Below are 12,751 nucleotides of genomic sequence, written 5' to 3'. Positions count from 1 at the left end.
CATAATATTACTTCACTGTAAAGATGTAATTACCGGTAATAGGGTGCGTATCTGAAGAAACCGCGCGCCAGTCAACACGATAAGTGCCAGCGGGTAAAGGCTCTCGCGGAATAATGACCATCGATTTAGGGTCAGCGCCTGGCGCCACTTTTGCCGCGACCGGCATCGGAGAATGTGATGACATGCCTTTCATACCCGTCATCGTTAATTTTGCACCTGAGAATTTCACGGTCAGATTTTCCGAGAAATTAAGCTGAATCTTTTCCGGGGCCGCTACGGCTGAATCAGCCTGTGGCACAGAGCTTTTTAATTCCGGATGGGCCATAGCAGAGAAAGCAACGCCCATAACGAGGCCACCTGTAAGAATGGCTTTATTTAAAATCGACATTTTATTTACCTGTTTAGTTGAGTGTTTTATATCAGTGCGTTAAAACCAGATTCTGGCTCCCGCCAGGAATACTACCTGATGGTCTTTCTCACCTTCTCTTTTCGCCATATCGGATGTTTTCCCGTAAAGTTGATTCCAGGAAACGCCTATATAGGGTGCAAACTCACGGCGTATTTCATAGCGCAGCCGGAGCCCCAGCTCTGTGTCAGTCAGTCCCCTGCCGCGACCCCGCGATTCATCATCCTGACTGTAGAAATTCACCTCATAGGATGGCTGGAGTATGAGCCGGTTAGTCAGTAAAACGTCGTATTCTCCTCCCAGACGAAGGGCTGCTTTTCCGCCATTACTGACAAAACCCGTAATTTCAGACTCAAAATTATAGAGTGCCAGCCCCTGAAAACCGACAGCAGCCCAGGTCCGGGCAGAAGCAGGTCTGAAATCCTGCCTGACACCCGCAACCAAATCCCACCATGGGCCAACCGCATGTCCCCAGAGTAACTGCGCTTCAGCCGCCTCCGTTTCCCCATTGCTTCGTTCACCTTCACTCTTTAGCCAAATCCGATCTGTGTCGCCTCCAATCCAGCTGTTAACACTCCAGCTGAAATTGTTGGTGTTATCCGACCGTTGCCATTCCAGTTGATCCAGCAGAACCAGATAATTAATCGCACTGTCGTGAATCGCATGCCCCTGTAAATTGCCGAATGCAGCCTTCCGGTCGGCATCGGTAACAGGCGGAATTGGCGTTCTGCTCTCAGTTACAATGGGCTCCATTGACGTCATCTCAGTGAAATTCTCATCTGCTGGCATCTGCATGGCAGACATGTCGTGCCCGGCGTGGGTATCTGCAGAGACGGAGCCCGCCGCAATAGAAAGCTGTGAGGTAAACAAACCGGCGACCAGAACAGGTATGGCCTTCAAATTTCTCTTCATTCGCATCATTCCTCCACCCGGACTTCACGAAACATTCCCATTTCCATGTGATAGAGCAAATGGCAGTGATACGCCCAGCGGCCAAGCGCATCTGCTGTCACTCTGTAACTGCGTTTTGTACCAGGGGGAACATCTATTGTGTGTTTACGAACCATGAAATTACCGTTTTCATCTTCCAGATCGCTCCACATACCATGCAGGTGAATGGGGTGAGTCATCATGGTATCGTTGATCAGCGTGATCCTGAGCCGCTCACCGTATTTCAGCAGCACCGGTGCGGTATCTGAAAACTTGATTCCGTTAAATGACCAGGCAAACTTTTCCATGTGGCCGGTTAAATGCAGTTCTATGGTACGGCCAGGTTCACGTCCGTCAGGATCCTCAAAGCGGCTTTTCAAATCCGCGTACGTGAGAACCTTTCTTCCGTTATTTCGAAGACCAATACCCGGATCATTTAATTTCGGAGAGACGCTCATCGCCTGCATATCAACCAGTGGGTTATCCGTTTCTGACGCAGGATGACTTTGCATACCCGGCATTCCGGCCATCCGGGAATGATCCATACCGGCCATGCTGCTGTGATCCATGGGCGCGGAGGATGTCCCGCTATCCGGAAGGTCAGCACCGTCCATAGACATCATCTCTCCGCTGTTATCCATGCCTCCCATCTGGCTGTGGTCCATTCCTGCCATATCATGTCCCATTCCCCCCATACCCATATCTTCCATGGTCAACAGAGGACGGGGATCGAGGGGGGGAACGGCAGCACTTAACCCCTCTCTCGTGGCCAGTGTCCCTCGAGCGTAACCGGTCCTGTCCATGGATTGTGCGAAGATGGTATAGGCCTCACCCTGAGGCTCCACAATGACATCATAGGTTTCGGCAACGGCAATCCTGAATTCGTCAACGGTAACCGGGTTTACATACTGGCCATCTGCAGCCACGACCGTCATTTTCAGCCCGGGGATACGGATATCGAAATAGGTCATTGCCGAGCCGTTGATAAACCGTAAGCGTATCTTTTCACCGGGACGGAACAGTCCGGTCCAGTTTTTCAGCGGGGCCTGCCCGTTCATGAGATAGGTGTAGGTGTAGCCACTGACATCCGCGAGGTCAGTCGGATTCATTTTCATTTCAGCCCACATTTTCCGATCGGCAATGGTGGCTGACAGCCCCCTGGTATTCACGTCGCGGAAAAAAGAGCCAACGGTTGGTTTATTGAAATTGTAGTAATCCGACTGTTTTTTTAATTTTTTCAGCAGGCTGTGAGGATTTTCATCGGTCCAGTCAGACAACATGACCACATGCTCACGATCGTAAGCAAACGGTTCTGGCTCCCTGGCATCGATGATAATGGCACCGTATACCCCCTCCTGTTCCTGCAGACCGGAATGGCTGTGGTACCAGTAAGTCCCGTTCTGCTTAACCTTAAAGGTGTAAACGTAGGTATCATCAGGCTCTATGCCCATAAAACTCAGCCCCGGAACACCATCCATATTGGCCGGAAGAATAATGCCGTGCCAGTGAATGGACGTCTGTTCATTAAGACGGTTTTTGACCTTCAGGGTAATGGTGTCACCTTCTTTCCAGCGAAGAACGGGCCCCGGCAGGCCTCCATTGATTGTTTTGGCCTGACGCTCACTGCCCGTGATATTGACGGCCGTTTCACCAATGGTCAGGTCAAACTGAGTACCCTGCAGGGATGCGGCAACTGGCAGGCTCAGACTGGAACGCGCATTGAAACTCCATACGCCAAGACTTCCGGCTACGCCAGAGAGGGTTAACCCCTTCAGGAAAGTTCGTCGAGACGTTTTCAACAGCATGCGCATTCCCTTATTTAAAGTATGGTTACTGACAGAATTCGAGAACCGATTTAAATTAAATTACTGGTTCATCCACTTACAATGAAATGAATCTAGCACACCTTAAGAAACAAATTCATTACAATCGTGTAATGTACATAGCTGTATTACATTTACGTCATCTTCCCCACAGGTTGATTATTTTTATATATGATCATAAGGACATCTTTTATGTACCTCAGAAGGTAATTACACATGAATATATTAATCACGACCACTGCGTTTACAGCTTTATTTTGTGGGGCAGCTTTTGCTCAGTCCAGTGATATTGCCCATGAAGCACATCGATTTGTTAATAATGCCTCAGCCGTCAGTCATATGAACTCCTCGACGCATGAAAACTTACCGGACAGGGTTAATAAAAACAACACGCCCTCATTCTCTGAAATGAATGAACATGAAAGGGCCATTGTTGCTCATTCATTTATGAACAACAGCGCGTCCTATGCGCATCAGAAAATGATTGAGGAACATAAAAAAATGCTGTCCGGCAGTGATGCAAATTCAAAGACCTCGTCTTCTTCTTTTAACGAACTGAATGCCGGAGAAAAAGCCGCTCTCGTGCATGAGCAGGTCAATAATGCCGGTGCGGAAGCACATCAGACGCAGGCAAGAAAGCTTCGCGGGCTGTATTCGACCAGGTAACTGCAGGCGGGTTAGTGCTTAGCGTCAGGTGCGCAGCAGGGCTTTACTGACGGGTTACGTAGCAGGACATGAGCCCCATATTGCTCTGCCGTAACCTGTTTCAGTCCCGTTAATCATCACCGTCGGGCTGGTCATACAGTTCCCAGAGCTTCAGGAGCAAACGGGAAACAAGATATGTTACAAAAATGACGACCATCAACGGTGCTCCCGATTAACTGACAGATGACACGCCTCCTGAAAACCCCTAGCATACGCCGCAGTGTTCATGCTAACGGCGAATTCCAGTAAATGTATTCTACCGATGTCGTAAAAGAAAATGCCTACCTTTCAGCCACCCGTTCGGGGCTGGAATCGAACGAGATCGCTACTCTTCAGCGCTCCTTGCCTTCCCGGTTTAATCTGCGGCATTTGAAAAAAAATGAATCATTAAAACTCGTACTGCAAAAGAAAGCGGGAAAATCACGTGTCGTGGCCTATAAATTTACGTCCGGTTCATTTAATTACACGGCGTATCGTATATCAGATAAAAAGTTCTATAACCTTTCCGATACTTCCGGGAAAGGCAGTCTCGATTATCCGTTACCGGCCACAGCAAGACTCAGTTCGCCTTTCAATCCTGCAAGACTTAACCCGGTATCGGGAAAAGTGAGTCCCCATAATGGCATTGATTATTCCATGCCCATGAACACGAAAATAGTCAGCGTCATCGACGGAAAAATCACCCGGGCCGAATACAACAGTACCATGGGATATTTTGTTGAAGTAACGGGAAAAGCCGGTGTTAAAACTCGCTATCTCCACCTCAATAAAATACTCGTTACTAAAGGGGCCAGGGTTACCCGGAGAGACGCTATTGCGTTATCCGGTAACAGCGGACGTTCATCCGGTCCTCATCTGCATTACGAGCTGGTCATCAATAACAATCCTGTTAACTCACTGGCGTTCCGGACGGCGGCACCCGCTGATAACAAACTCGAACAGCATGCCTTTGCGCATGCCAGAGACTACGAACGATACCTGGACTGATAACGGGACCGCGACGCGGTCCCGTCTGCCGGATTAATTTTTTTTATCGTTTTCACTTCCGTGATGTTGATGATCTCCATGCCCCCCGTGACCGTGGAAAAGATGCATGAGCGGACAAAGCAGCAGTAACAGATATGGCCAGTAGCCTGCCACATGTGACCAGTGTTCGCGCAGGAGAGCAAATGCCGCAATCGCGGCGACAGCAATAAGCGCATAGGTGGTACTTTTCATACCGGACTCCTTCTGTTAGTAACAGACCCTTCATTCAGGGTTATTTCCCGAGCCTGACACTTTTCAGACGCAACGCATTCACAATGACGCTGACGGAGGAAAGAGCCATGGCCGCCGCCGCAATAACTGGCGACAGCAGTATTCCATACACAGGATAAAGCAGACCTGCAGCCACAGGCACGCCAAGTGCGTTGTAGATAAATGCAAAAAACAGATTCTGTCGGATATTTTTCATGGTGATTTCTGACAGATGACGGGCCCTGTTCAGTATCATCAAGTCGCCTTTGAGAAGGGTGACTCCGGCACTTTCAATTGCCACATCTGTACCCGTTCCCATGGCTATACCCACGTCAGCCGCTGCCAGCGCCGGGGCATCATTCACACCGTCTCCGGCCATCGCAACCACATGGCCAGACGCTTTCAGTCGGGTTATCACTGCTTTTTTGCCATCCGGCAGAATCCCGGCTTCAACCTCATCTATTCCCAGTTTCCGTGCGACTGCTTCAGCGGTAAGCTGGTTATCCCCGGTGAGCATAACGATGCGGATCCCCGCCTGACGCAAAGCTTTAAGCGCATCCGGCGTGGTTGCTTTCACGGGATCCGAGATAGCTATCAGGCCTGCAAGGTGCCCGTCTGTGGCCACATAGATAACGGTAGCGCCTTCCATCCGCAACGTATCCGCAACGGCCTTTTGATTATCAATAACGATACTGCTTTCCTGCATAGCCAGTTCATTACCAATAACAACCCGTTGACCTTCGACATCGCCTGAGACACCTTTACCCGACGGCGCATTGAAATGAGTGACTGCGGGTATTGCGATCCCCTTTTCCTGTGCTGCTTTAACTACTGCCATACCCAGCGGATGCTGCGAGCCTTTTTCCACTGCGGCCGTTACACGCAAAAGAGATGTTTCCCCACCCGGATTGAGACTGATAATCCCTGTCACCGTCGGCGAACCTTCCGTGAGCGTGCCTGTTTTGTCGACAACCAGCGTGTCCACTTTTTCAAGACGCTCAAGGGCTTCGGCATTCTTGATTAACACCCCGGCCTGGGCTCCTTTGCCCACCCCCACCATTATCGACATCGGCGTGGCCAGCCCCAGCGCGCAGGGACAGGCAATAATCAGGACCGACACAGCCGCAATGAGACCGTGCGCCATCCTGGGCTCGGGCCCCCAGACAGACCAGATCATGAAAGCAACAACCGCGATAAGTATCACCAGAGGAACAAACCAGCCTGAAACGCTGTCAGCCATTCTCTGGATGGGGGCCCGCGAACGCTGTGCATCAGCGACCATCTGAACAATTCGTGAGAGCATCGTTTCATCACCGACTTTCTCTGCACGGATGATAAGACTACCTGTCTGATTAATGGTCCCCCCGATGACAGGGTCACCCTCCGTTTTGGTAACAGGCATAGATTCCCCGGTCACCATCGATTCATCAACGGTTGTTTTGCCTTCGACCACGATACCGTCGACCGGAATACTCTCTCCAGGTCTGATGCGGAGCTTATCGCCAGGCAGGACATCTTCCGCATTAATATCCGTTTCATGACCGTCTTGATCCAGCCGCCTGGCGGTTTTGGGGGCAAGGTTAAGAAGCGCAGTAATGGCACCTGAGGTTTGTTCCCTTGCCCGCAATTCAAGGACCTGTCCCAGCAGAACAAGCACCGTAATAACTGCTGCGGCTTCAAAATAAACGGCCACCAGGCCATCCATGTTTCTGAACGATGCAGGAAACCAGGAGGGGAAGACGGTTGCAATGACGCTGTAAACCCAGGCTACGCCGGTCCCCATTGCAACAAGGGTAAACATATTCAGGGAGCGGTTACGTAACGACATTACGGCCCGGGCGAAGAATGGCCAGCCACACCACAACACGACAGGGGAGGCCAGAAGCAGCTGCAGCCATGTGTTGTACTGTGGCGGTACTGTATTCCTCAAGTCGGGAAACAGATGAGATCCCATTTCGAGTACCAGAACCGGAAACGCCAGCAACAACCCCAGCCAGAAGCGTCTTGTCATGTCGTGAAGTTCATCACTCGGCCCCGTGGATGCCGTAGCTACGAGCGGCTCCAGTGCCATTCCACAGACAGGACAGCTTCCGGGACCACTGCGGCGTATCTCCGGGTGCATCGGACATGTCCACACACCTTCAGAATTCTCTTTTTCCGCCTGGTGGTGAGGCTGTTTTATCTGATCAGGGCTGACTTCGTGATGATCGTGGTGATGGTGATGGGAATGTTCACTGGCATCTTCGGTAAGATAACGATCGGGATGGGCTTTAAATTTACTCTCACAGCTGGCGGAGCAGAAATAAAGTTGATGGTCCTGGTATCGAATGCTGCTGTGCGCCCTGTCGGGCAGGATGGCCATCCCGCACACGGGATCTCTCACCTTATGCAATACGTGGCCCTCGTCCGGGGATAATGTCTGCTCAGAAGCAGTCTGGTTGTTGTGTTGCACTGCATTGTCATTTTTCACAGTAACTCTCCTTATGCATACCGAAGCATCTTCTGTCTTCAGGGTATGTCATGGATGCGATTACCACGAATATCGCCGGCACAGGAGTGCCTGCTACCGGCGTCCCGTTATCAGCCGTTCCGCTGACTATTCGATTCGCTGGAAGACTTTTTTACTTCCATCCGGTGAGAATGCGATAACATCGTAAGCCTCTTTTCGGGCTCCCATCTCCATTCCCGGGCTTCCTGCTGGCATACCGGGGGTGGCGAGACCGTATATACCCGAACCAGACTGCATTGCCTTATGTATCGTTGTCGCAGGCACATGGCCTTCAATGATCAAATTACCGGCAACCGCGGTATGACAACTTCGTAGTCCTGCAGGAATAGCATGCTTTTCTTTCAGGGCTGACAGCGCCTGATCATTCATGACGTGAGTTCGTACTTCAAACCCGTCTTTTTCCATCGCCTTGCCCCACAGGGAACAACAGCCACAGTTTTCAGATTTGTACATATCAATCACTTTTTCACTCGCCATTGCGGGCAGTGAAAGGCCGAGAGCCAGGGCCACCAGGACCACTTTTTTCATACTCACCTCTGTATATTATCGATATAACCCCTGACGTCAGGATGAATCAGTACAGAAGGGCACCCACAGAGGATGCCCTTACAGGGTTATGACACGCTTTTTTTATGTCTGCGCAGCCAGATTAATTTGTAGGCGGCAGGAATTATGAACAGGGACAGCAGCGGAGCCGTGATCATCCCACCAATCATGGGTGCCGCGATACGGCTCATGACTTCTGAACCTGCACCGGTTCCCCAGAGTATTGGCAGCAGACCCGCAATGATCACCGCCACGGTCATGGCTTTCGGCCGGACACGCAGCACGGCACCATGATAGAGGGCTTCATCAAGACCTTCCGGTGTGAACGTCTCTTTACGGGACAATTCCGGGTGCACTTCAATGGCATGACGCAGATACATCAGCATGACCACGCCAAACTCTGCTGCCACCCCGGCCAGAGCGATAAACCCCGTTCCGGTTGCGACAGACATATGGAAGCCCTGCCAGTACAGGAACCATATCCCGCCAACCAGGGCGAACGGCAGGCTCATCAGGATCAGCAGGGCTTCATCAACCCGGCGGAATGCCAGATACAACAGGATGAAGATGATCATCACCGTCATCGGCACCATCAGCTTCAGTTTCTTGTTGGCATGCTCAAGCAGTTCAAACTGTCCGGAGAATGACACGCTGGTACCCGGTCTCAGTTTCACTTTCTGACTGATCGCCGTTTTAATGTCATTAACCACCGACACCATATCCCTGCCGCGCGCGTCAATGTAAATCCAGCTGGCTGGACGGGCATTTTCCGTTTTCAGCATAGTCGGCCCGGAAACGACCTTAATATCCGCAACATCGCCCAGCGTGATCTGCTGCTTCATCGGGGTCAGGATCGGCATCTGTTTCAGGGCCTGCGGGCTGTTCCGGTAATCCTGCGGATAGCGGATATTAATCGGGTACCGGGCCACGCCTTCAACCGTTTCCCCTACCGTCGCGCCGCCGATGGCTGATGAGATGAACAGCTGCACATCGCCCACCGTCATTCCGTAGCGGGAGGCTTTTTCCCGGTTGATATCCACATCAATGTAGCGCCCGCCTTCCAGTCGCTCTGCGAGAGCAGACACTACGCCGGGTACGGTTTTGGCGACCGCTTCGATACTCTGCGCCGTTGCATCGATATCGGACAGAACCGTTCCGGACACCTTGATACCTATCGGGCTTTTGATCCCGGTTGAGAGCATATCAATACGGTTACGGATTGGCGGCACCCAGAGGTTTGCCAGCCCCGGTAAACGGACGGTCCTGTCGAGTTCTTCAATAATCTTGTCAATCGTCATGCCTGGACGCCACTGATCCTCAGGTTTGAGCTGGATCGTGGTTTCAACCATTTCGAGCGGTGCGGAATCCGTGGCGGTCTCTGCTTTACCGGTCTTGCCAAATACAGAGGCCACTTCAGGAACGCTTTTGATTAACTTGTCCGTCGTCTGCAGGAGCGCTGCAGCTTCAGCCGGAGAGACACCCGGCAGGGTCGACGGCATATACAACAGGTCGCCCTCGTTAATCTTCGGCAGAAACTCACCGCCCACCTGGCTCAGCGGCCAGATAACGGTGAAAATGGACAAGGCCGCAACCAGCAGGGTTGTTTTTGGCCAGTGGAGAACCCGCAACAGCAATGGATGATACGCTTTGATCAGTACCCGGTTCAGGGGGTTACTGGTCTCTGCAGGAATTTTCCCCCGGATCCAGAATCCCATCAGAATCGGAATGACGATGATGGCCAGCGCGGCCGCGCCCGCCATGGAGTACGTTTTCGTGAATGCCAGCGGGCCAAACAGACGTCCTTCCTGACCTTCCAGGGTAAAGATAGGAATAAAGGACAGGGTGATGATCAGCAGGCTGATAAACAGTGCGGGTCCCACTTCAACGGAGGCATCGGTAATCACCTTCCAGCGGGTGGCGTTGTCAATCTGCTCACCCGGATGCTGATGATCCCACTCCTCAAGCCGCTTATGCGCATTCTCAATCATCACAATGGCGGCATCCACCATCGCACCGACGGCAATCGCTATCCCTCCCAGCGACATGATATTGGCGTTCAGTCCCTGGAAGTGCATGACGATAAAGGCGATACACAGACCAAGCGGCAGAGAGATAATCGCCACCAGGGCAGAACGTACGTGCCACAGGAACAGGGCACAGACGATGGCCACCACGATAAACTCTTCCAGAAGTTTGGAACTGAGGTTATCAATCGCCCGGTCGATGAGCTGGCTGCGATCGTAGGTGGTCACGATTTCAACGCCTTCCGGCAGGCTGGCCTTCAGCGTCTCAAGTTTATCCCTCACTGCCGTGATAACGTCGCGTGCATTTTTACCCGACCGCAGGATCACCACGCCGCCAGCGACTTCGCCCTGGCCGTTCAGCTCGGCAATACCACGCCGCATTTCAGGCCCGGTCTGCACGCGGGCAACATCCCGCAGATAAACCGGCACGCCGTTCTCGCCTGTTTTCAGGACGATGTTATTAAAATCATCAATGCTCTGAAGATAACCGCTGGCACGGACCATATACTCAGCTTCGGCCATTTCAACGGATGAGCCACCGGCCTCCTGGTTAGACGATTCAAGGGCCTGTTTCACTTCGGGCAGGCTGATACCATACTGAGACAGTTTTACCGGATTGACCTGAATCTGGTACTGTTTCACCACGCCGCCAACCGAAGCGACCTCAGCCACGTTCGGGATGGTTTTCAGCTCAAATTTCAGGAACCAGTCCTGCAGAGAACGCAGTTCTGAAAGGTCGTGTTTTCCGCTACGATCGACAAGGGCATATTCAAATATCCAGCCCACCCCCGTGGCGTCCGGACCGATTTCAGAACTCACACCGGCGGGCAGTTTTCCCTGTACCTGGTTCAGGTACTCCAGCACGCGGGAACGGGCCCAGTACAGATCGGTGCCGTCTTCAAAAATGACATACACATACGAATCACCGAACTGTGAAAAACCACGCACGGTTTTTGCGCCAGGCACGGACAGCATGGTGGTGGTAAGTGGATAGGTGACCTGGTTTTCTACAATCTGCGGGGCCTGGCCGGGATAGCTGGTTTTGATAATGACCTGCACATCTGACAGGTCAGGCAAGGCATCGACAGGCGTGTTAATAATCGTCCATGTGCCCCAGATGCTGAGAAACAGGGCCCCCATCATGACCAGGAAACGGTTGGCGACAGAGCGCCGGATAATCCATTCAATCATCGTCGTCTCCTCAGTGCCCTGAATGCATATTTACAGGCTGGTCAGACATTGCTGGCATACTGCTTTCTGTTTTTTCAGGGTGGCGCATACGTTCCAGTGCGCCCGTAATATTGGCTTCAGAGTCAATGAGGAACAGGCCACTGACCACCACGGTATCGCCTTCATTCAGGCCGGAGCCGATGCCGGACTGTTGCTGTGACTCATGCAGAACGTGGATCTGTTTCGGCACAAACTTGCCTTCATCATCAACAGTAATCACGCGCTGTTCTTTGCCGGTATCGATAACGGCCTGGCTTGGTATCAGCAGCATCTCCTGGCTTCTGGTATTCAGTTTCAGATAGGCATTCATGCCCGGCTTGAGAAACTCATCCTTATTAGAAACCTGGAGACGGACCTGAAGCGTACGGGTTGTCTGATCCACGCTGGGAAGAATATTCCATTTTTCGACATGGAATGTTTTATCCGGATAAGCCGGTACCGAAATTTCAAACTGCGACGTATCTTTCAGCAGATAGGCGATAGATTCTGGCACTGCAGCGCTGATCCAGACCGGGTCCATTCCCTGAATCTGAGCCACCACCTTATCTTTCGAAATATTCATGCCGGTGCGCAGGTCAAATGCAGTAATGACACCATCAATAGGTGCTTTAATGGTAAAACGGGTCTGAATGCTCCGGGTAGAACGCAGTCTCTGAATATCCTCTTCCGGCATACCTGCCAGGCGAAGCCGTTCCAGAACGCCTTTAATTTGCGTGGAAGTACCACCGGTGCTGGATAACAGAAGGAATTCACTCTGTGCTTCCACCCAGTCCGGAATGGTAATATCGATAAGTGGCGTCCCCTTCTTCACATGATCGCCAATCGTCATGGGGTAGACTTTTTCGACAAACCCGTCAGAACGCGCCTGCACAATAACAAACTGATACTCGTTATAGCTGACATTAGCCGGGATTGTCTGAGAATAATTCAGCATTCCTCGTGTGACTTTTTGCGTTTTTAATCCCAGATTCTGAACCTGGGTTGGGTCGATACGGATCCCGCCACTGCTTTTATCGCCACTGTCATCAGCATATTTTGGCACCAGGTCCATATCCATAAAGGGCGATTTTCCGGGTTTATCAAATTTGGTATCCGGTTTCATTGGGTCATACCAGAAAAGCACCTTTCGTTCCGGTGCCTTTTGTTCTGTTTTTTCTGTCTTTTGTGCTGAGTTTACATACTGCCAGGCAGTAACCGATATCAGCCCCCCTGCTATGAGGCTGCTGATAATTATTGCAGCATATTTTATCTTTAAAGAAGCCATACAATTTTCCGCTAAAAAATCAAAACACCTGGCATATGCGCCTGACGGTTAACTCACACATATACCTATGTGAATGTA

The 12,751-nt window shown here is 51.5% G+C and carries 10 protein-coding genes; 2 read left to right on the top strand and 8 right to left on the bottom strand.

From position 1 onward, the window contains the following. Positions 1 to 7 precede the first annotated feature (7 nt). Genes pcoC through pcoA form a run of 3 tightly spaced genes read right to left on the bottom strand, consistent with a single transcriptional unit; the run spans position 8 to position 3,141 of the window. Positions 8 to 388, bottom strand: a complete 381-nt coding sequence (pcoC, locus tag DA718_RS29695; protein WP_009654298.1) for a copper resistance system metallochaperone PcoC — start codon at positions 386 to 388, stop codon at positions 8 to 10. A 39-nt stretch (positions 389 to 427) separates the two neighbouring features. Continuing rightward, entirely contained in the window at positions 428 to 1,318 is an 891-nt protein-coding gene (gene pcoB, locus DA718_RS29690; protein WP_009654310.1) for a copper resistance outer membrane transporter PcoB, read from the bottom strand. Positions 1,319 to 1,323: 5 nt separating this feature from the next. Further along, positions 1,324 to 3,141, bottom strand: coding sequence for a multicopper oxidase PcoA (gene pcoA / locus DA718_RS29685; protein ID WP_112216750.1), 1,818 nt, complete (start codon positions 3,139 to 3,141; stop codon positions 1,324 to 1,326). A 234-nt stretch (positions 3,142 to 3,375) separates the two neighbouring features. Here pcoA and DA718_RS29680 point away from each other — a divergent pair, with 234 nt between their 5' ends. Next, on the top strand, positions 3,376 to 3,825 hold the full coding sequence (locus DA718_RS29680) for a copper resistance protein (protein WP_112216749.1): 450 nt from the start codon (positions 3,376 to 3,378) through the stop codon (positions 3,823 to 3,825). 288 nt (positions 3,826 to 4,113) lie between these two features. Next, a complete protein-coding gene (locus tag DA718_RS29675) occupies positions 4,114 to 4,851 on the top strand; it encodes a peptidoglycan DD-metalloendopeptidase family protein (RefSeq protein ID WP_009654308.1) in 738 nt (245 codons plus the stop codon). 33 nt (positions 4,852 to 4,884) lie between these two features. On the opposite strand, the gene DA718_RS29670 is transcribed toward DA718_RS29675, so the two are convergent. From DA718_RS29670 to silB, 5 genes are all read right to left on the bottom strand, one after another. After that, a complete protein-coding gene (locus DA718_RS29670) occupies positions 4,885 to 5,082 on the bottom strand; it encodes a DUF2933 domain-containing protein (RefSeq protein ID WP_004388331.1) in 198 nt (65 codons plus the stop codon). Positions 5,083 to 5,122: 40 nt separating this feature from the next. Continuing rightward, entirely contained in the window at positions 5,123 to 7,570 is a 2,448-nt protein-coding gene (silP, locus tag DA718_RS29665) for an Ag(+)-translocating P-type ATPase SilP (protein WP_009654299.1), read from the bottom strand. A gap of 126 nt (positions 7,571 to 7,696) precedes the next feature. Next, on the bottom strand, positions 7,697 to 8,137 hold the full coding sequence (locus DA718_RS29660; protein ID WP_009654300.1) for a DUF411 domain-containing protein: 441 nt from the start codon (positions 8,135 to 8,137) through the stop codon (positions 7,697 to 7,699). A gap of 86 nt (positions 8,138 to 8,223) precedes the next feature. Then, a complete protein-coding gene (gene silA, locus DA718_RS29655) occupies positions 8,224 to 11,370 on the bottom strand; it encodes a Cu(+)/Ag(+) efflux RND transporter permease subunit SilA (protein ID WP_009654305.1) in 3,147 nt (1,048 codons plus the stop codon). 10 nt (positions 11,371 to 11,380) lie between these two features. Then, positions 11,381 to 12,673, bottom strand: coding sequence for a Cu(+)/Ag(+) efflux RND transporter periplasmic adaptor subunit SilB (gene silB / locus DA718_RS29650; protein WP_000157620.1), 1,293 nt, complete (start codon positions 12,671 to 12,673; stop codon positions 11,381 to 11,383). Between the last annotated feature and the right edge of the window lie 78 nt (positions 12,674 to 12,751).

This window comes from Klebsiella huaxiensis, assembly GCF_003261575.2.
Lineage (GTDB): Bacteria > Pseudomonadota > Gammaproteobacteria > Enterobacterales > Enterobacteriaceae > Klebsiella > Klebsiella huaxiensis.
Note: the sequence above shows the minus strand (reverse complement) of the source record. Positions and strands in the feature narration are given on the sequence as shown.